This is a genomic window from Pseudomonas sp. 22526, from assembly GCF_052044735.1.
GTDB classification, from domain to species: domain Bacteria; phylum Pseudomonadota; class Gammaproteobacteria; order Pseudomonadales; family Pseudomonadaceae; genus Aquipseudomonas; species Aquipseudomonas piscium.
Genome location: NZ_JBQENK010000035.1, coordinates 1 through 18,243, shown reverse-complemented (window position 1 = coordinate 18,243; position 18,243 = coordinate 1). Strand labels below are relative to the sequence as shown.

The window sequence follows — 18,243 nt, the reverse complement described above, 5'->3', positions numbered from 1 at the left end:
GAGGATCGCAGCCTGCGGGCAGGCTGCGATCCTCATCCTTCAATCGTCGGCGTGGGGATCGAGGTCGGGGAACATCACCTCGGTAAAACCGAACTTGCTGAAGTCGCTGATCCGCGACGGGTACAGGCGGCCGATCAGGTGGTCGCATTCGTGCTGCACTACCCGCGCATGGAAACCCGAGGCCAGCCGCACTATCGGCTCGCCCTTGGGATCGACGCCTTCGTAGCGAATGTGCTGATAACGCTCGACCGCGCCACGCAGCCCCGGCACCGACAGGCAGCCTTCCCAGCCCTCTTCCAGCACCGGGCTCAAGGGGGTGATCAGCGGGTTGATCAGGATGGTCTGCGGCACGGCCTCGGCTTGCGGGTACCGCTCGCTGTGCTCGAAACCGAAGATCACCAGTTGCAGGTCGACGCCGATCTGCGGCGCGGCCAGGCCGACCCCGCCGACGCTTTCCATGGTCTGGAACATGTCGTCGATCAGTTGCCACAGCTCGGGGCTGTCGAACATCTCGGGCGGCACCGGTGGCGCGATACGCAGCAGGCGCTCGTCGCCCATTTTGAGGATTTCACGGATCATGTTCAGGCTTCGTCAGTGGTCGGCTTGAGCGAGTGGTCCCGGCCCAGTCCCGATACGTGTTGTTTAGGCTCGTCGTGCTCGCCGGGAACCCTTTCTCCAGGGTTCTTGCCGTCGGACGACATGTGCTCGATCGCCGCATTCATCTCCGCCCCCAGCAACAGCACCGCCGAGGAAATATAGAAGTACAGCAGCAGGACGATGATCGCTCCGATACTGCCATACATGGCGTTGTAGTTGGCAAAGGTCTTCACGTAGAACGCGAAACCCAACGAGGCGATGATCCACACCACCACCGCCAGCACCGAGCCCGGGGTGATGAAGCGGAACTCCTGCTTCACGTCGGGCATCACGTAGTAGATCAGCGCCACGGCGACCATCATCAGGATCACGATCACCGGCCAGCGCAGGATGGTCCAGACGGTGACGATGAAGTCTTCCAGGCCGACCTGCGCGGCGATCCAGCCCATCACCTGCGGCCCGAGCACCATCAAGGCCGCGGCCGCCAGGAGCATGCCGGCGATGCCGATGGTGTAGAAAATCGACAGCGGAAAACGTTTCCACAACGGGCGCTTTTCCACCACGTCATACGCGGCGTTCATCGCGCTCATCATCAGCCGCACGCCGGCCGAGGCGGTATACAGGGCAATCACGATACCCACCGACAGCAGGCCGCCCTTGGACTGCTGCAACTGGTCGATCACCGGGTTGACCTGCTCCAGCGCCTGGGGCGGCAACACCAGTTCCGATTGCAGGCGCAACCAGGAGAAGAAGTCCGGCAGGTGCAGGAAACCGATCAAGGCGATCAGGAACAGAATGAAGGGGAACAACGAAAACAGCATCTGATAGGCCAGTGCCGAGGCATAGGTCGACATTTCGTCGTCGATGAACTCAGTGACCGTGCGCACCAGCACACGATGCAGGGGCAGGCCTTTCAAATTCGGCAAAAACATAGCGTCTCCTTTCGCCGCAAGCATTCAGGGTCGGTGGCGACTCAAGGGCCGTTTTCTACAACAAACTAGCCTAGTTTGGCGACTTTGAACCCTTTCGTCTCATTTCGTGCCGTGACCGCCATGAAAACGGCCATCCGCGGATGGCCGTCGTGTTGCAGTGCAAGCCGGCGGATCAGGCCGACATCCTGCCTGATATTACCAACGGCCGCGTTGACCAGGCCTGTCGCCTTATCCGCTGTGCTGCCCATGGTATGCCTGCGCAGAACAATCGAGGTTTTGGGGGCTTGCCCTGAGGTTGACTCGAAGCCGTCACGCGGAGTTTCAATTATTTCCAGTGGGGCATTTCATCGCCTTATTTGCCCGCCGCACGCAGGTTGCGCTTTATGTTTGGCGGCCAACCCACGAGAATGCGCAACCTATTCAGGCGCTGCGCTGAAGATCCAATCCCGTAGGAATGTTATGAAACTCGATAAAAAGCTGGCCATCGCCCGCCGGAACCAGGAACTGGGCGGGGCGGTGCTGGGCGTCAACAACTGCCACTTCGCGGAACTGAGCCGCAGCCGGAATATCTGGTGGTTCGATCTGCCGGTCAGCCGCCTGGCCATCGGTCAGTACGAATGGGTCCACCTGCTGCTGCACACCCCGAGCACCGACCAGTTGCTGCACCTGAAGGTGCCGACTGTGTTCCTGCGGGAAAAACTCGAAGGCCTGGTGGTCCGCAACGCCGGCAAGCGCAAGGCGGCCTTGAGCCTGGAACTGAGCGCCGACAAGGACTCCTTCCTCAAGGACGTGCGCCCCGCCGGCACCGGCGTGAACTTCGCGCAGTTCCAGCAGTGATCCACCTGTAGCCGCTGCCGCAGGCTGCGCAAGGTCCGCAGGACCTCCCGCGCCGCCAAGAACGACGCCCTCTGCGAGGTCGATCGCAGCCTTCGGCAGCGGCTACACAAGCGCCCAATAAAAAGCCCCGCGGATGCGGGGCTTTTTGTTTGCCTGGCGTCTTACTTCTTCACGCCCAGCTTCTTCAGCTCTTCGTCGCGCAGCTCGCGACGCAGGATCTTGCCGACGTTGGTGGTCGGCAGCGCATCGCGGAACTCGACAGCCTTGGGCACCTTGTAGCCGGTGACGTTGGCGCGCATGTGCTCCATCACCTGCTCCTTGGTCAGGGTCACGCCCGGCTTGGCGACGATGAAGATCTTGATCGACTCGCCCGACTTCTCGTCCGGCACGCCGATGGCCGCGCACTGCAACACGCCCGGCAGGGCCGCCAGCACGTCTTCCAGCTCGTTCGGATAAACGTTGAAGCCGGAGACCAGGATCATGTCCTTCTTGCGATCGACGATGCGGATATAGCCATTGGGCTGGATCAGCGCGATATCGCCGGTCTTCAGCCAGCCATCGCTCATCACCTCATCGGTGGCGTCCTGGCGCTGCCAGTAACCCTTCATGACCTGCGGGCCCTTGACGCAGAGCTCGCCGATCTCGCCCAGCGGCAGTTCGACGCCGGCGTCGTCAACGATCCGGCACAGGGTCGAGGGTACCGGGATGCCGATGGTGCCGATCTGGATGTTCTGGATCGGGTTGACGGTAGCCACCGGGCTGGTTTCGGTCATGCCGTAACCTTCGCAGATCGGGCAACCGGTCACGTCTTTCCAGCGTTCGGCCGCCGCCAGTTGCAGCGCCATGCCGCCGGACAGGGTGACTTTCAGCGCCGAGAAATCCAGCTTGCGGAAGGCTTCGTTGTTGCACAGGGCCACGAACAAAGTGTTGAGGCCGACGAAACCGCTGAACTTCCACTTCGACAGTTCCTTGACCATCGCCGGCAGGTCGCGCGGGTTGCTGATCAGGATGTTGTGGTTGCCGATCAGCATCATCGCCATGCAATGAAAGGTGAAGGCATAGATGTGGTACAGCGGCAGCGGGGTGATCAGGATCTCGCAACCCTCATTGAGGTTGGAGCCCATCAGCGCCTTGCACTGCAGCATGTTCGACACCAGGTTGCGGTGGGTCAGCATCGCGCCCTTGGCCACGCCGGTGGTGCCGCCGGTGTATTGCAGCACGGCAACATCGCTGCTGGCCGGGCTGGCGTCCTTGACCGGCTGGCCATGGCCTTGGCTCAGCACGTCGTTGAACTTGACGGCCTTGGGCAGGTGATAGGCCGGCACCATCTTCTTCACGTACTTGATGACGCTGTTGATCAGCAGGCGCTTGAGCGGTGGCAGCAGGTCCGCCACTTCGGTGACGATCACATGCTTGACGCCGGTCTTGGGCACCACGGCTTCGGCCAGGTGCGCCATGTTGGCCAGGCAGACCAGGGCCTTGGCGCCGGAGTCGTTGAACTGGTGTTCCATTTCCCGCGCGGTGTACAGCGGGTTGGTGTTGACCACGATCAGGCCGGCGCGGATGGCGCCGAATACTGCGACCGGGTACTGCAGGACGTTGGGCAGTTGCACGGCGATTCGATCGCCGGGTTGCAAATCGGTATGCTGTTGCAGGTACGCGGCAAAAGCACCGGACAGTTCGTACAGCTCACCGTAGGTGAGTGTCTTGCCGAGGTTGCTAAAGGCCGGTTTGTTGGCAAAACGTTGGCAGGACTGCTTCAACACCGCCTGAATATTCGGATACTCGTCTGGATTGATATCGGCAGCAATCCCAGCTGGGTACTTATCCTTCCAAAAGTCTTGGATCATGGAAGCCCACTCCTCAGCAACGCGAATTCGTCAGCGCACTTGATGCGATTATTATTTGTGTGTGTTTTTTATTGATGTCTATTGTTGGTGAGTCTGGCTGTCTACATAGGCCGAGAAGTCACAAAGCGCGCCGAGAGTAGCAGCTTTGCCAAAGGCCGACTAGAGCCAAAATCGGCCTAAACAGTCACTTCCATGACTCAAGAATATTCAATGGTCATTTTTAGAGTAAAAGTTCTATACAGCCTTTCAGGGCTCTGGAACGGGCTTTTGCGCCCTTCAAAAGCATCGCGAGCAAGCTTCGCTCCTACAGAAACCCTGGGTTCCGGTAAAAGCGAGGCTTGCTCGCGATAGCCGCGCCACGGCGCGTTGTTGTTACATCCGGTGAAACATCAGGCGATGTCGCGCAACTCCCGACGCAGGATCTTGCCTACCGGCGTCATCGGCAACGACTCACGCAACACTATGTGTTTCGGCACCTTGTAGCCGGTGAAGTTTTCCTTGCAGTAAGCCTTCAGCTCTTCGAGGCTGACCCCCGACTCGCGGGCCACCACGAACAGCTTCACCGCCTCCCCCGAACGCTCGTCCGGCACACCGATCACCGCGCAGTTGGCGACTTTCGGGTGGGCCATCACCACGTCCTCGATTTCATTGGGGTACACGTTGAAACCCGAGACGATGATCATGTCCTTCTTGCGGTCGACGATGCGCACGAAGCCATCCGGATCGATCACCGCGATATCGCCGGACTTGAACCAGCCCTCGGCATCCAGCACCTCGTCGGTGGCTTCCGGCTTCTGCCAGTAGCCCTTCATGATCTGCGGCCCCTTGATGCACAGCTCGCCGCGCTCGCCCAGCGGCTGCTCGACGCCCTGGTCGTCGATGACCTTGAGGGTCGTGCCCGGCACCGGCAAGCCCACCGAGCCCAGGCGCGACTGGTCGCCGTAAGGGTTGGTGCAGGCCACGGGCGAGGTTTCGGTCAGGCCGTAGCCTTCGGTGATACGGCAGCCGGTCAACTCCGTCCAGCGCTCGGCGGTGGCCTTGACCAGCGCCGTGCCCCCGGAGTTGGTGAGCTTGAGATTGGCGAAGTCGAGGGTCTTGAACTCGGGATGATCCATCAGCGCCGTGAACAGCGTGTTCAGCCCCAGCAGCGCCGAGAAACGCCACTTCTTCAGCTCCTTGATGAAACCGCCGATGTCCCGCGGGTTGGTGATCAGCACGTTGTGGTTGCCGGTGACCATCATGCACATGCAGTTCGCGGTGAAGGCATAGATGTGGTACAGCGGCAGCGGCGCGATCATCACCTCCCGGCCCTCGCGCAGCAGCGGGTGGCCGTCCGGCCCCAGTTGCCCGAGGCAGGCACTGGCCTGCTGCATGTTGGCCACCAGGTTGCCGTGGGTCAGCATCGCGCCCTTGGCCAGCCCCGTGGTGCCGCCGGTGTATTGCAGCACGGCGACGTCGTCCAGGCGGGCGTTCAAAGGCTTGATCGGCTGGCCGCGACCCAGGCGCAATGCGCTCTTGAAGGAAACCGCCTGGGGCAGGCGATAGGCCGGCACCATCCTCTTCACCTTGTCGACCAGGGTATTGACCAGCCAGCCCTTGGCGGACGGCATCAGGTCACCCATCTTCGCCTCGATCAGGAACTGGATATCGGTATCGGCCAGCACCTCCTCGACCTTCTGCCCGAACAGGTTCATGTACACCAGGGCCCGCGCCCCGGAGTCCTTGAACTGGTGGCGCATTTCCCGGGTGGTGTACAGCGGGTTGGTGTTGACCACGATCAGCCCGGCGCGCAAGGCGCCGAACACGGCGATCGGGTAATGCAGGACGTTGGGCATCTGCACCGCGATGCGATCGCCGGGCACCAGGTCGGTGCTGCTCTGCAGATAACCGGCAAAGGCCGCGCTGTAGCGCTCCAGCTCGGCGTAGGTGATGGTCACGCCCATGTTGCTGAAGGCCGGGCGGTCGGCGAATTTCTTGCAGGAACGCTCGAACACCTCGATCACCGACTTATAGGTACCCAGGTCGATATCGACGGGCACTCCGGCCGGGCGTTTGTCATTCCAGAAATCAGGCTGCATTGTTCTTGTCCTCGTTACCTGAGTAGTCCGGGCCGCTTCTCTGACGCGACGAAAGGCGGGGCTCTGCGGACGTTAGCAGCTATGGCGAATAGGGCAAATACGAGCAACGGCGTCATTGACAACGTGAATCTTGCCGCCATGGCGCGCGCAGATCGGACGGGGCTGCGACGATGAGCTATACAATGCAACGACCCCGTGCAAAGGAATCGCCATGATCCACCACTCTTTCTGGCTGACCGCGAGCGACCACAGCCAGCTCTACGTCAACCAGTGGCTCCCGGCGGCCCCGCTCAAGGCCGTGATCCTGCTGGCCCACGGCATGGCCGAACACAGCGGGCGCTACGCCAGGCTGGCGCAGGCGCTGTGCGACGAAGGCTACGGCGTCTATGCGCTGGACCAGCGCGGTCACGGCAAGACCGCCGAGCATGGGGTACTCGGGCACTTCGCCGACGATGACGGCTGGTGCAAGGTGGTCGGCGACCTGGCCAGCCTCAACCAGCACATCGGCCAGCAGCACCCGGGAACCCCCATCGTGCTGCTGGGCCACAGCATGGGCAGCTACATCGCCCAGGCCTACCTGCTGCACCACAGCGCCAGCCTGTACGGGGCGATCCTCAGTGGCTCGAATTTCCAGCCGGTGGCGCTGTACCGCGCGGCCCGCCAGATCGCCCGCTTCGAACGCTGGCGCCAGGGCGCCCAGGGTCGCAGCGCGTTGATCGAATGGTTGTCCTTCGGTTCGTTCAACAAGGCCTTTAAACCCAACCGCACCGCCTTCGACTGGCTCAGCCGCGACCCCGACGAAGTCGACAAATACGTCCTGGACCCGCTCTGCGGCTTTCGCTGCAGCAACCAGCTGTGGATCGACCTGCTGGGCGGGCTGCAGCAAATCAGCAAGGCCTCCAACCTGGCCCAGATCGATCCGGGCCTGCCATTGCTGGTGATGGGCGGAGAATGTGATCCGGTGAGCGATGGCATACGTCTCAAGGATCTGGCCGGCGCTCTGCGCGAGGCCGGCAGCCAGTACCTGCAGCTCAATATCTACCCGCAGGCGCGGCACGAATTGTTCAATGAAAGCAACCGCGACGAAGTGACTGCCGATGTGTTGGCCTGGCTCGACCAGGCCCTGCAGCATCGTCGACCGCCGAAGACTGAATGACCCTGTTTCCAATCGATACGCCAATCAACGCTCAGCACAGGACTTGAGAGAGATGACCCAGGTTACCAACACCCCGTACGAAGCCCTCGAAGTCGGCCAGACCGCCAGCTACAGCAAGCACGTGGAAGAGCGTGACATCCAGCTGTTCGCCGCCATGTCCGGCGACCACAACCCGGTGCACCTGGACGCCGAGTTCGCCGCCGCCAGCATGTTCAAGGAGCGCATCGCCCACGGCATGTTCAGCGGTGCGCTGATCAGCGCCGCGGTGGCCTGCGAGCTGCCCGGGCCGGGCACCATCTATATCGGCCAGCAGATGAGCTTCCAGAAACCGGTGAAGATCGGCGACACCCTGACCGTGCGCCTGGAAATCCTCGAAAAACTGCCGAAGTTCCGCGTGCGCATCGCTACCCGCGTGTTCAACCAGCGCGATGAGCTGGTGGTGGACGGCGAAGCTGAAATCCTCGCCCCGCGCAAACAACAGACCGTCACCCTGCCGACCTTGCCAGCCATCAATATCGGCTGAAGCCCCCTGTACCTGTAGCCGCTGCCGAGCCCGCGAGGCTGCGATCGATTGCACAGCAATCGTAAAATCAGCCACTGCGTTTACCCAGGCAGATCCGGGACTCGAGGCTAGCGGTTGCTCCGTCGGAGTGCCGCCCAAACCGATCGCAGCCTCGCAGGCTCGGCAGCGGCTACAGGCTCCCCTCCTCCACCTGCACGCTCGCCGTCATCCCGGCGCTCAGGTTGACGCCTTCGGGCACCTTGTCGAGCCTGATCCGCACCGGAATCCGCTGCGCCAGGCGCACCCAGTTGAACGTCGGCTCCACCTCGGCCAGCAGTTGCCCGTCCGGCGTGGCGTTGCGGTCGGTGATGCCGCGGCTGATGCTTTCCACATGCCCCTGCAAGGCTTCCCCGGCGCTCATCAGCCACACCTTGACCGGGTCGCCGACCTTGATCCGCGGCAGCTTGGTTTCCTCGAAATAGGCCTGCACGTAGAAGGTCGAATCGTCGATCAGCGCCATCACCGATTGCCCGGCGTTCACATAGTTGCCTTCGGCGAGGCGCAGGTTGGTGATGTGCCCGCTGCGCGGTGCGCGGACCTGGCTGCGCGCCAGGTTGAGCTCGGCGACCTTGGCGTCGGCCTGGGCCTGGCGCAGCTCGCCACGAGCGACACCGGCATTGATCTGCGCGTTCTCCCGCAGCTCGGCGCTGATCGCCTGCGGGCCGAGGCTGGCCCGGCGGCTGGCTTCACGCTCTTTCAGGTTGAGCTGCTGCTGGCGGGTCTGCACCACCGCCTGGGCCTTTTCCAGAGCCGCCTCGAAGCGATCGCGGTCGATGCTCAGCAACAGGTCGCCGGCCTTCACCGCCTGGTTGTCGTAGGCCTTGAGCTCACGCACCCAGCCCGAGACGTCGGGGGCGACTATCACCACGTCGGCGCGAATCCGCGCATCCCGGGTCCAGGGCGTGAGCATGTAGTACTGCCACAGATGAAAGCCGGCAAACAGCGCCGCCGCCACCAGGCACAGGGTAAAAGCGATACGCACGGAGGCACGCATGAACAACTCCTTATAAAGGTCCGAGTACGACAGTGACCAACGTCAGGACACAGACGTACAAGGCCACATCGAACAGTGCTTCATGCCAGATCCAGCGCCCCAGCGGCGTTGCGCGCAACAGCATGCGCAACGCCCCGGTCAGCACCAACGCCAGCACCACATAAATCAGAAACGGGCTGAGCAACACTCCGCCCAGCGACCACTCACGCAGCCCCATGGTTTTCCTCCTGCTGCCGGCACCAGATGCGCCAGCTCTTCTGCAACTGCACCACCGCGCCCTGGGCCAGCTTCAACGCATCGCTGGGCGGTTGGCTGTCCAGGGCCTCGAGCAAGGCGCTGCTGGCGTCGGCCAGCGCGTCGCCGCGACCGGCGCCCGGCCCGCGCTCCAGCACCTGCTCCAGATACTCGAAATAGCGTCGCTGCGAAGCATCCTCGGGCACCTGGGCCACCACCAGGCTCAAGCGCAGATGCATCAGTTCATCGCCGATATCCAGGCCCAGCAGGCCATCGTCCCAGCGGCTGCGCGCCTGCTCCGGCAATTCCGGGTAATGCCGCGCCAATTGCAACAGGCGATCGGCCATGCGCCCGCCGAACCAGCTTTCCGCGCCACGCAGGTTGCGCCGGGTCAGGCGCACCAGGTCCTGCAGGGTCGCCGCCAGCAGGCGCCGCCCGTGCCAGGCCGGGTTGCGCAGGATCAGCAGCTGGAACGCCAGCACCGCGGCGCCCACGCCGAGCACCATCGCCTGGGCGCTGTTGAAGAAGTTCGCCACGTCGAACGTCATCTGGTTCTGCGGCGAAATCAGCACCACGAAGTGCAGGCAGAACGAGGTGGCCGTGGCGCCGATCTGCGGTTTGGCCATGCCCAGCGCGCCAAAAAACAACGGCACGCCCATGGCCATCGCCAGCAGGGCAAAACTGCTCCACTGCGGCAGCAGGATCTGCCCGGCCACGAAGGCCACCGGAATCGCCAGGAAGATGCCGCGCATGAAGCTCATGCCGATCTGTGCGCCGTTTTCCCGGCTGGCGAACAGGCCGCACACCACGCAAGTCAGCAGCATCGCCCCCGAGGCCGCCGGCCAGGCCGTGGCCAGCCAGAAGCAGGCCACGGTGAGAAAGGCCAGGGCGCTGCGCGCGCCAAACAGCAGCGCCAGCGACAGATCGCGATGGGGGCTCAGGGTCGCCGGCTGCTCGACCGGGGCCTTGCCCTCCTCCACCGCCTGCAGCGCCGCGCCGGCGGCCAGGGCGGTATCCAGCAACAGGGTGAAACGGGCCAGGCAATAGCTTTGCGCCGAGCTGATGGCCGCATCATGGGAAGCGTCCAGCAGCTGCGGGCGCAGCGCCTGCAAGGTCGGCTGGTCCATGGCCGCCAGGGCCTGCTGCACCTGCTCCATCCACGGCGCCAGCTGGTCCGCCTCGGCCTGGTCCAATTGCTTCCATTGCCGGCGCACCGAACGGGAGATCCGCAGCAGCATCAGCAGCTTCTGGCTCAAGCCGCTGATTGCCCTCGCCCGTTGCCGACCCAACGACCCTTCGAACCAGGCATGTTCGCGCTGGGAGTCCACGGCGACGATGCGTCCGAGGATTTCCAGCAGCCCCTGGCGCGCCAGGGCATCGCCGGCCAGGGTTGCCCGCGCCGCCTGCATCCCGCTTTGCCAGGCACTGCGCGCCTGGGCGGTCAACTGCCGCTCGACCCGCATCGGCCAGAGCAAGGCACTGCTGGCGGTGGCGCAGATAATGCCCAGGGAAATTTCCGTACAGCGCGCCACGGCCTGGTCGAATATCGACAAGGGGTGGGAGATCGCCGGCAAGGCAATGATCGCCACGGTGTAGCCGGCCAGCACGAACGAGTAGGACCAGGCGCTGCGCAGCAGGGTCGAACTGGCGGTACACAAGCCCAGCCACAACGCCAGGGCCAGCAGGAACAGCCACGGCGTCTGGGCGAACAGCCCCATGAACAGCACCGACATGCAGGTACCCACCAAAGTCCCCACCAACCGTGCCATGCCCTTTTGCAGGACCATCCCGGACAGCGGCTGGGCGACGATGATCGCCGTCATCAGGGCCCAGGACGGCTGCTGCAGACCCCAGCGCATGGCCAGCCACAACGCCAGCCCGGCGCCGAGCAGGGTCTTGATCGCGAACTGCACGGCCGCCAGATTGGGGGTGAACAGCGCCTGCAAAGTGATACGCACGGAAGGAACCCCGGGAAGGACAAAACAACGATAGATGCACTGGAGCGAGAGATGATGCCGGTCAATTATTAGCTAGCTAACTATCAGTCGTCCAGTACTAATTTCCAGGCGCAAAAAAACGCCAGACAAGCTGGCGTTTTTGATAGCTTCGCGCCGTTACGAGCCGGCGCGCGCCTGATTGCGCAGGGCTTTGACCTGATCCTGATTGCGCTGTGCGCCACGCTCCTCATGCCGGCCCGGAAATCCAATTCTTATCTGATATTTCAAAAACTTATCTTTTAATCCGGTTTCTGTATCCGCGTTATTTGCAGGATCTGTCATTTGGCCTGGATGCAGAATGCCTGTATTTTCCAAGGTGTTCGTCACCTCAACAGACAGCCGCCATGAATCCCGAAAAGCTTGAACTGCTGGTCACCCGCGAAATGCCCTATGGCAAGTACAAGGGCCGCATCCTCGCCGACCTGCCCGGCCCCTACCTGAACTGGTTCGCCCGCGAAGGTTTTCCCCACGGCGAGCTGGGCGGCCTGTTGGCCCTGATGCAGGAAATCGATCACAACGGCCTCTCCGATCTGCTGGACCCGCTGCGCGCCAAACACGGCAAACCCAAACCCCGTCATTAAGAAGCCCGCCATGCCAAGCAATGCCCAACTCGCCCGCGACGAAGACTATTGGCTGGCCATTGCCCGGCGCTATGACCTCGAACCCGGGCCGATCAACCTGGAGAACGGCTACTTCGGGCGCATGAGCCGCGCCGTGGTCGAGGAATACCAGCGGCAGATCGACTTCGTGAACCGCAGCAACTCGGTGCATGTGCGCCAGCATTTCGAGCAGATCGGCAACTTGCAGATTCGCCAGCAACTGGCCGAACTGCTGGGCGTCGACCGCCAGGCCGTCGCCCTCACCCGCAGCGCCTCGGAGGCGTTGCAGTCGCTGATCCGCAACTACAACCGCCTCCAGCCGGGCGATCAGGTGCTGATCAGCGACCTGGAATACGACAGCGTCAAGGGCGCCATGCGCTGGCTGGCGCGCCATCGCGGGGTCGAGGTCATCGAGATCGAGCACGCCCACCCGGCGAGTTTCGACAGCCTGCTGGCCAGCTATCGCGAAGCCTTCGAGCGCTACCCGCGACTGAAGCTGATGGCCCTGACCCACGTCACCCACCGCACCGGGCTGGTGCTGCCGGTCCAGGCCATTGCCCTGGATGCCCGCGAACGGGGAATCGACGTCATTCTCGACGGCGCCCATGCCCTGGCCCAGGTCGATTTCCAGCTCAGTGAGCTGGGCGTGGCGTTCGCCGGCTACAACCTGCAGAAATGGATTGGTGCGCCGCTGAGCCTGGGGTTTGTCTACATCGACCCGCAACGCCTGGCCGATATCGATCCGGACATGGGCGAGCAACGTTATGCCCTCGACGATATCCGCTCACGGGCGCCTTATGGCACGCCGAACATTCCAGCCTGGCTGACCTTGCCCCGGGTGTTCGAGGAGCACCGCAGCATGGGCGGCTCGGCCCTCAAGGGCGCGCGCCTGAATTACCTGCGTGACCTGTGGGTGAGCCAGGTGCGCGAGCTGCCCGGCATCGAAGTCATGACCCCGGACGATCCGCGGCTGTATTGCGGCATCACCTCGTTTCGCTTCACCCGCCAGCCGGACCAGCAGGCGATGGCCGAACGGCTGCTCAAGGAATACAACCTGTTCACCGTGGCGCGCAGCGGTTCGCGTTGCGGGCCCTGCATCCGGGTGACACCGGGCTTTACCACGCCGAGTGCTGATGTCCAGTTACTGGTCGAGGCATTGACTGAACTGGCGGCCCTGTAGCCGCTGCCGCAGGCTGCGATANTCCCGATGACGCTACGGCCTTTCGGCCGATCGCAGCCTGCGGCAGCGGCTACAGACAGCAGCGGCCATTCAGATTGCGTTGCCTGGCCCGGCGTCATCGCGAGCAAGCTTCGCTCCTACAGAAGGCCCGGCAATAGCCGGCCAGCTTTTCTCCAGGCAAAAAAAAACGGTGCACCGACCAAGCGCACCGTAAAGCCGTAGAACACACCAACGAATCTTTGAAAAAAGCAGGAAACCTGTCAGTCCAGCAGCGCCAGGGCCTCGGCCGTGCACTCCTGGATCCGCGCCCAGTCGCCGTTCTTGATCCACTCGGGATCGAGCATCCAGCTACCGCCGACGCACATCACGTTCTTCAACGCCATGTAGCTCTTGATATTGGCCGGGCCGACACCGCCGGTCGGGCAGAACTTCACTTCGCCGAACGGGCCGCCCAGGGCCTTGATCGCGGCCACGCCGCCACTGACTTCCGCCGGGAACAGCTTGAAGCGGCGATAGCCCAGGCTGTAACCCTCCATGATCCCGGAGGCATTGCTGATCCCCGGCAACAGCGGGATCGGGCTGGCGACGCTGGCTTCCAGCAGGTCGCGGGTAATGCCCGGGGTGACGATGAACTGCGAACCGGCGGCTTCGGCGGCGGCCAGCATCTGCCGATCGAGCACGGTGCCGGCACCGGTCACCAGCTCCGGACGCTGCTCGCGCAGGATCTGGATCGCCTTGAGACCGAACTGCGAACGCAGGGTCACTTCCAGCGCGGTCAGGCCACCGGCGGCCAGGGCGTCCGCCAGGGGCAGCACGTCCTGTTCGCGGGCGATGGTGATCACCGGCAGAATCCGCGCCTTGGCGCAGAGGCTGTCGATCAGGGCAACTTTGTCCGCCATGGAAACGGTCGGTTGTTGAATTGTCATAGCGGCTGATCCTTGGCTCATGGGCACCAGTAAATCTCTAACGGAGGTTGCAGGAAGGCACGAATCGGCATCGCGGCGACATCGTCACCGGCCAGTGCGGCACTCAGGGTGGTCAACTTGGATTGACCGGAAATCGACAGCACGCTGTAGGTGGCCGAAGCCAGCAAGGCACGACTCATGCTCAGGCGCTGATGGGGCACGCTCGGCGCCAGCATCGGCCAGCAGCGACGCTGACCGTCGGCCTGCAGGGCTTCGGCCAGGTTCGGGCTGTTGGGGAACAGGGAGGCGGTATGACCGTCGTCGCCCATGCCCAGCACCAGCACGTCGATGGCCGACAACTCGCCCAGCAGACGATCGGCCTGCACCGCGGCCTGTTCGAGGTTCGCCGCAGCGTTGTAGAGGCTGAGGAACTTCGCCTGGGCCGCCGCGCCCTGCAGCAGGTAGCGCTTGAGCAGGCCGGCGTTGCTGTCGGCGTGCTCCACCGGTACCCAGCGCTCGTCCGCCAGGGTGACCAGGACCTTGGACCAGTCCAGGTGCTGCTTGGCCAGGTGCTGGAAAAACGCCACCGGGCTGCGCCCGCCGGACACCACCAGCGTGGCTTCGCCGCGAACCTGGATCGCCTGGCTCAGTTGCCCGGCCACCTTCAGTGCCAGGCCTTCGGCCAGCAGGATCGGGCTGCGGAACTCGTGGGCGTGTACGCCCGCGGGCAGTTTCAATTTAGATATCGCCATACCATGACCTCCCGTCCCGCGTGATCAATGCAATGGAGCTCATCGGCCCCCACGACCCGGCCGCATACGGCTTGGGCGCATCGCCGGATTTCTTCCACCCGGCGATCAGCTGGTCACACCACTTCCACGCGGCTTCGATTTCATCTTTGCGGACAAACAGGTTCTGATTGCCACGCATCACTTCCAGCAACAACCGCTCGTAGGCATCGGGGATCCGCGCGCTGCGATAGGTATCGGAAAAATTCAGCTGCAGCGGGCCGCTGCGCAGTTGCATGCCCTTGTCCAGGCCTTGTTCCTTGGTCATCACCCGCAGGGAGATACCTTCGTCCGGCTGCAGGCGGATGATCAGCTTGTTGCTGATCTGCAGGCGCTGCTCGGGGGCGAAGATGTAGTGCGACGGCTCCTTGAAGTGGATGACGATCTGCGACAGCTTCTGCGGCATGCGCTTGCCGGTACGCAGGTAGAACGGCACCCCGGCCCAGCGCCAGTTGCGGATGTCGGCCCGCAGGGCGACGAAGGTTTCGGTGTCGCTCTGGGTGTTGGAATTCTCTTCCTCCAGGTACCCCGGCACGGCCTTGCCTTCGCTGTGCCCGGCGATGTACTGGCCGCGCACCACCTGGGTGGTCAGGCCTTCCGGGCTGATCGGCGCCAGGGCCTTGAGCACCTTGACCTTCTCGTCACGGATGCTGTCGGCCGAGAGGTCGGCGGGGGGGTCCATGGCGATCAGGCAGAGCAGTTGCAGCAGGTGGTTCTGGATCATGTCCCGCAGCTGGCCGGCCTTGTCGAAGTAGCCCCAGCGGCCTTCGATGCCGACCTTCTCGGCCACGGTGATTTCCACGTGGGAGATGTAGTTCTGGTTCCACTGGGTCTCGAACAGGCTGTTGGCGAAACGCAGGGCGATCAGGTTCTGCACCGTCTCCTTGCCCAGGTAGTGGTCGATGCGATAGATGCGGTTCTCCGGGAAGAACTGCGCCACCGCGTCGTTGACCTTGCGCGACGATTCCAGGTCCGAACCGATAGGCTTCTCCAGCACCACGCGGGTGTTTTCGGCCAGCCCAGCCTTCGACAGGTTCTCGCAGATCGCCCCGTACACCGCCGCCGGCGTGGCGAAATAGGCGATCAGGCGTTGCTCGCGCTCGGCCAGCTCGGCCAGGGCCAGGTAATCCTCGGCCTTGAGGAAATCCACGTGCAGGTAGGTCAGGCGCGCCAGGAAGCGCTCCAGCACCGCGGGGTCGATCTCCTTGGCACCGACATACTTGCGCAACTCGGCTTCAATGAAAGACAGGTGCTGCTGTTCGCTGCCCGGCTCGCGGGCCAGGGCCAGAATGCGCGTGTCGTCATGCAGCAGGCCGGCGCCATCGAGCTGATAGAGGGCAGGAAACAATTTGCGAAGCGCCAGATCGCCCAGCGCGCCGAATAAGGCAAAAGTGCAGGGTTCTACCGTTATCGAAGGCATGATGTTTGTTCTTTTATCAAGTTAAGCTACAAATACCTTTTTTCAAGGCATCACTCAAGGGAAAATGTAGTAATAACCACAACATTTTAGCAAAATAGAGATTCGAAGTGGTGGTCCGTCGGAGCCATCAGTAGGATAGGCCACCGCCAAAGACCGGTTAAGACCGGCTTCCTTTGCATTGCCGAACCAGGAAAACCCTAATGGACCGCGTGCGAAATCTTCTGGAACAGATCCAGAATCGCCTTGAAGAATTGAACAAGGCGGAACGTAAAGTCGCCGAAGTCATCCTGCTCAACCCACAGCAGGCGACCCGCTTCAGTATTGCTGCCCTCGCCCAGGCCGCTTCGGTCAGCGAGCCGACAGTCAACCGTTTCTGCCGCTCGTTCGGCGTCAGCGGCTACCCCGAACTCAAGCTGCAACTGGCCCAGAGCCTGGCCAGCGGCGCGGCCTATGTCAGCCGCGCGGTGGAAGCCGACGACAACCCCGAAGCCTACACCCAGAAGATCTTCGGCAGCGCCATCGCCTCCCTGGACAGCGCCTGCCAGGCCCTGGACCCGAACCTGATCAGCCGCGCCGTCGACCTGTTGATCCAGGCCCGGCAGATCCACTTCTTCGGCCTCGGCGCCTCGGCCCCGGTGGCCCTCGATGCCCAGCACAAGTTCTTCCGCTTCAACCTGGCGGTGACCGCCCACGCCGATGTGCTGATGCAGCGGATGATCGCCTCGGTGGCCCACACCGGCGAGCTGTTCGTGATCATCTCCTACACCGGGCGCACCCGCGAGCTGGTGGAAGTGGCGCGCATCGCCCGGGAAAACGGCGCCTCGGTACTCGGCCTGACCGCCGCCGGCTCGCCGCTGGCCAAGGCCAGCACCCTGAGCCTGAACATCCCGCTGCCGGAAGACACCGACATCTACATGCCGATGACCTCGCGGATCATCCAGCTCACCGTGCTCGACGTCCTTGCCACCGGCATGACCCTGCGCCGCGGCGTGGACTTCCAGCCGCACCTGCGCAAGATCAAGGAAAGCCTCAACGCCAGCCGCTATCCGGTGGGCGACGAGTACAACTGAGGCTCGCGCAACCCGGCGCCAGCCCTTCCGGCCTTATCGCGGGCAAGCCTCGCTCCTACAGAACNTTGCCCGCGATAAGGCATCAGCCACACCGCCAAACTACGCCCCCGCCCGCGCCTGCAAACTCAAATGCGCCCGCTCCCCCGGCGCCAGGCACAGGCTGTCGGTGCCCCCCGCCGCCGCTTCGACGCAGACGAACCCGGACACCTCGCTCCAGCTCACCCCCAGCAATGGCCGGCTACCCGGATGCCAGACCACGGTGTCGGCGGTATCGCCAGTGTCGATGCGCAATTCGCGCTGCCAGGCGTGGTCCTTGAGCTGCAATTCGCCCTCGTGCTGGAACACTCGCTGGCAACCGCCATCGACCCGCAGCTCGCCTGTTTGCCGGCACGCCTGGCGGCTCAACTGGTCGTAACCCTCGGCGCCGTCGAGCCCAGACAGCGCTACCTCACCGACGTCGCCAATACGCCAGTAAGCGTGCAAAGCCTGGCTCAGCTGGCACGGCAGGCTGTCCTGGTGCTCGGTGCTCAGGCGCAGGTCCATGCTTTCGCCCAGGTGCGCGTGCAGGTCGACCTGCCAGTCGCACAGCTGCAGCTGCCAATGCAGGTACACACCCTCGTCATCGCTGCGGCTGTCGAGCAGCTTCCAGTCGATCAGCCGCGCCCAGCCATGGGACGGCCAGGCATTTTCGCTCGGGTGGCGGCCGTACCAGGGCCAGCACACCGGCACCCCGCCACGGATCGCCCCGACCTGCGGCCACTTCGCCGCGCACCACAGCCAGGGCTTCTGCCCGGTCGGCTGGAAATGCAGGAGCTGCGCGCCCTGGCGACTGAACACCGCCTGGCACAGCGGATGGTCGATCACCAGCACGTCGCGCATCTGATAGCGCTCCCAGGCGAAAGTCGGGCGCTCGCGCAAGGATTTGAAAAAGCGTTGCAGCGGATGCTCATGCATGGGCCACGGTCCTGAAGATCATTGCTGTCTCGATATTCGTCATGCTGCGCAAAACCCTGTAGCCGCTGCCGCAGGCTGCGATCGGCCGGG

The 18,243-nt window shown here is 63.3% G+C and carries 18 protein-coding genes; 6 read left to right on the top strand and 12 right to left on the bottom strand.

Annotated features, from left to right (window positions below):
* Positions 1 to 39 precede the first annotated feature (39 nt).
* Both def and ACTJKT_RS30470 read right to left on the bottom strand, forming a co-directional pair.
* Positions 40 to 579, bottom strand: coding sequence for a peptide deformylase (def, locus tag ACTJKT_RS30475; protein WP_025805831.1), 540 nt, complete (start codon positions 577 to 579; stop codon positions 40 to 42).
* A gap of 2 nt (positions 580 to 581) precedes the next feature.
* Positions 582 to 1,529, bottom strand: coding sequence for a YihY/virulence factor BrkB family protein (locus ACTJKT_RS30470; protein WP_440790244.1), 948 nt, complete (start codon positions 1,527 to 1,529; stop codon positions 582 to 584).
* Between the two features lie 459 nt (positions 1,530 to 1,988).
* Between ACTJKT_RS30470 and ACTJKT_RS30465 the strand changes: the two genes are divergently transcribed.
* Complete coding sequence (locus ACTJKT_RS30465; RefSeq protein WP_025805832.1) at positions 1,989 to 2,366, top strand: hypothetical protein; 378 nt, start codon at positions 1,989 to 1,991, stop codon at positions 2,364 to 2,366.
* Positions 2,367 to 2,527: 161 nt separating this feature from the next.
* Here ACTJKT_RS30465 and fadD1 read toward each other — a convergent pair whose 3' ends face one another.
* Together fadD1 and fadD2 are read right to left on the bottom strand one after the other, a co-directional pair.
* Positions 2,528 to 4,216: a long-chain-fatty-acid--CoA ligase FadD1 gene (gene fadD1 / locus ACTJKT_RS30460; RefSeq protein ID WP_440790242.1), complete on the bottom strand. Its 1,689-nt coding sequence runs from the start codon at positions 4,214 to 4,216 to the stop codon at positions 2,528 to 2,530.
* A 389-nt stretch (positions 4,217 to 4,605) separates the two neighbouring features.
* Complete coding sequence (gene fadD2 / locus ACTJKT_RS30455) at positions 4,606 to 6,294, bottom strand: long-chain-fatty-acid--CoA ligase FadD2 (RefSeq protein WP_440790240.1); 1,689 nt, start codon at positions 6,292 to 6,294, stop codon at positions 4,606 to 4,608.
* 211 nt (positions 6,295 to 6,505) lie between these two features.
* Between fadD2 and ACTJKT_RS30450 the strand changes: the two genes are divergently transcribed.
* Together ACTJKT_RS30450 and ACTJKT_RS30445 are read left to right on the top strand one after the other, a co-directional pair.
* Positions 6,506 to 7,450: a lysophospholipase gene (locus ACTJKT_RS30450; RefSeq protein ID WP_440790238.1), complete on the top strand. Its 945-nt coding sequence runs from the start codon at positions 6,506 to 6,508 to the stop codon at positions 7,448 to 7,450.
* A 52-nt stretch (positions 7,451 to 7,502) separates the two neighbouring features.
* The gene (locus ACTJKT_RS30445; protein WP_007925083.1) at positions 7,503 to 7,973 is read left to right on the top strand and encodes a MaoC family dehydratase; all 471 of its coding nucleotides are present in this window, start codon (positions 7,503 to 7,505) and stop codon (positions 7,971 to 7,973) included.
* Positions 7,974 to 8,142: 169 nt separating this feature from the next.
* On the opposite strand, the gene ACTJKT_RS30440 is transcribed toward ACTJKT_RS30445, so the two are convergent.
* From ACTJKT_RS30440 to ACTJKT_RS30425, 4 genes are all read right to left on the bottom strand, one after another.
* The gene (locus ACTJKT_RS30440) at positions 8,143 to 9,006 is read right to left on the bottom strand and encodes an efflux RND transporter periplasmic adaptor subunit (RefSeq protein ID WP_440790236.1); all 864 of its coding nucleotides are present in this window, start codon (positions 9,004 to 9,006) and stop codon (positions 8,143 to 8,145) included.
* A gap of 10 nt (positions 9,007 to 9,016) precedes the next feature.
* Positions 9,017 to 9,223, bottom strand: a complete 207-nt coding sequence (locus tag ACTJKT_RS30435) for a DUF1656 domain-containing protein (protein ID WP_023966774.1) — start codon at positions 9,221 to 9,223, stop codon at positions 9,017 to 9,019.
* Positions 9,210 to 11,198 carry an FUSC family protein gene (locus tag ACTJKT_RS30430; RefSeq protein WP_440790234.1) on the bottom strand — a complete coding sequence of 663 codons (1,989 nt, stop codon included), beginning with the start codon at positions 11,196 to 11,198 and terminating at the stop codon, positions 9,210 to 9,212. The genes ACTJKT_RS30435 and ACTJKT_RS30430 overlap by 14 nt, the downstream gene beginning before the upstream one ends.
* A 156-nt stretch (positions 11,199 to 11,354) precedes the next feature.
* Positions 11,355 to 11,552: a hypothetical protein gene (locus ACTJKT_RS30425; RefSeq protein ID WP_440790232.1), complete on the bottom strand. Its 198-nt coding sequence runs from the start codon at positions 11,550 to 11,552 to the stop codon at positions 11,355 to 11,357.
* 29 nt (positions 11,553 to 11,581) lie between these two features.
* Between ACTJKT_RS30425 and ACTJKT_RS30420 the strand changes: the two genes are divergently transcribed.
* Together ACTJKT_RS30420 and ACTJKT_RS30415 are read left to right on the top strand one after the other, a co-directional pair.
* Positions 11,582 to 11,818: a DUF3820 family protein gene (locus tag ACTJKT_RS30420; protein WP_007925076.1), complete on the top strand. Its 237-nt coding sequence runs from the start codon at positions 11,582 to 11,584 to the stop codon at positions 11,816 to 11,818.
* 10 nt (positions 11,819 to 11,828) lie between these two features.
* Positions 11,829 to 13,016 (top strand): aminotransferase class V-fold PLP-dependent enzyme, encoded by a 1,188-nt coding sequence (locus ACTJKT_RS30415; RefSeq protein WP_440790230.1) that lies wholly within the window; start codon positions 11,829 to 11,831, stop codon positions 13,014 to 13,016.
* A 260-nt stretch (positions 13,017 to 13,276) separates the two neighbouring features.
* Here the strand turns inward: ACTJKT_RS30415 and ACTJKT_RS30410 are convergent, their stop codons facing one another.
* The 3 genes from ACTJKT_RS30410 to zwf are packed head-to-tail and all read right to left on the bottom strand — an operon-like array spanning position 13,277 to position 16,129.
* Positions 13,277 to 13,942 carry a bifunctional 4-hydroxy-2-oxoglutarate aldolase/2-dehydro-3-deoxy-phosphogluconate aldolase gene (locus ACTJKT_RS30410; RefSeq protein ID WP_440790228.1) on the bottom strand — a complete coding sequence of 222 codons (666 nt, stop codon included), beginning with the start codon at positions 13,940 to 13,942 and terminating at the stop codon, positions 13,277 to 13,279.
* Between the two features lie 17 nt (positions 13,943 to 13,959).
* Positions 13,960 to 14,673, bottom strand: a complete 714-nt coding sequence (gene pgl / locus ACTJKT_RS30405) for a 6-phosphogluconolactonase (protein ID WP_440790226.1) — start codon at positions 14,671 to 14,673, stop codon at positions 13,960 to 13,962.
* On the bottom strand, positions 14,660 to 16,129 hold the full coding sequence (gene zwf / locus ACTJKT_RS30400) for a glucose-6-phosphate dehydrogenase (protein WP_440790224.1): 1,470 nt from the start codon (positions 16,127 to 16,129) through the stop codon (positions 14,660 to 14,662). The genes pgl and zwf overlap by 14 nt, the downstream gene beginning before the upstream one ends.
* 209 nt (positions 16,130 to 16,338) lie before the next feature.
* Here zwf and ACTJKT_RS30395 point away from each other — a divergent pair, with 209 nt between their 5' ends.
* Positions 16,339 to 17,199 (top strand): MurR/RpiR family transcriptional regulator, encoded by an 861-nt coding sequence (locus ACTJKT_RS30395; RefSeq protein ID WP_169914959.1) that lies wholly within the window; start codon positions 16,339 to 16,341, stop codon positions 17,197 to 17,199.
* A gap of 99 nt (positions 17,200 to 17,298) precedes the next feature.
* Here the strand turns inward: ACTJKT_RS30395 and ACTJKT_RS30390 are convergent, their stop codons facing one another.
* Positions 17,299 to 18,153 (bottom strand): D-hexose-6-phosphate mutarotase, encoded by an 855-nt coding sequence (locus tag ACTJKT_RS30390; protein WP_038634425.1) that lies wholly within the window; start codon positions 18,151 to 18,153, stop codon positions 17,299 to 17,301.
* Positions 18,154 to 18,243 lie beyond the last annotated feature (90 nt).

Excerpts from the sequence above, each read along its gene's own strand:
- ACTJKT_RS30470 (WP_440790244.1), bottom strand. The coding sequence starts at position 1,529 with ATGTTTTTGCCGAATTTGAAAGGCCTGCCCCTGCATCGTGTGCTGGTG.
- ACTJKT_RS30420 (WP_007925076.1), top strand. The coding sequence starts at position 11,582 with ATGAATCCCGAAAAGCTTGAACTGCTGGTCACCCGCGAAATGCCCTAT.
- ACTJKT_RS30465 (WP_025805832.1), top strand. The coding sequence starts at position 1,989 with ATGAAACTCGATAAAAAGCTGGCCATCGCCCGCCGGAACCAGGAACTG.
- ACTJKT_RS30445 (WP_007925083.1), top strand. The coding sequence starts at position 7,503 with ATGACCCAGGTTACCAACACCCCGTACGAAGCCCTCGAAGTCGGCCAG.
- fadD1 (WP_440790242.1), bottom strand. The coding sequence starts at position 4,216 with ATGATCCAAGACTTTTGGAAGGATAAGTACCCAGCTGGGATTGCTGCC.
- ACTJKT_RS30415 (WP_440790230.1), top strand. The coding sequence starts at position 11,829 with ATGCCAAGCAATGCCCAACTCGCCCGCGACGAAGACTATTGGCTGGCC.
- ACTJKT_RS30390 (WP_038634425.1), bottom strand. The coding sequence starts at position 18,153 with ATGCATGAGCATCCGCTGCAACGCTTTTTCAAATCCTTGCGCGAGCGC.
- pgl (WP_440790226.1), bottom strand. The coding sequence starts at position 14,673 with ATGGCGATATCTAAATTGAAACTGCCCGCGGGCGTACACGCCCACGAG.
- ACTJKT_RS30450 (WP_440790238.1), top strand. The coding sequence starts at position 6,506 with ATGATCCACCACTCTTTCTGGCTGACCGCGAGCGACCACAGCCAGCTC.
- fadD2 (WP_440790240.1), bottom strand. The coding sequence starts at position 6,294 with ATGCAGCCTGATTTCTGGAATGACAAACGCCCGGCCGGAGTGCCCGTC.
- ACTJKT_RS30435 (WP_023966774.1), bottom strand. The coding sequence starts at position 9,223 with ATGGGGCTGCGTGAGTGGTCGCTGGGCGGAGTGTTGCTCAGCCCGTTT.
- ACTJKT_RS30410 (WP_440790228.1), bottom strand. The coding sequence starts at position 13,942 with ATGACAATTCAACAACCGACCGTTTCCATGGCGGACAAAGTTGCCCTG.
- zwf (WP_440790224.1), bottom strand. The coding sequence starts at position 16,129 with ATGCCTTCGATAACGGTAGAACCCTGCACTTTTGCCTTATTCGGCGCG.
- ACTJKT_RS30440 (WP_440790236.1), bottom strand. The coding sequence starts at position 9,006 with ATGCGTGCCTCCGTGCGTATCGCTTTTACCCTGTGCCTGGTGGCGGCG.
- def (WP_025805831.1), bottom strand. The coding sequence starts at position 579 with ATGATCCGTGAAATCCTCAAAATGGGCGACGAGCGCCTGCTGCGTATC.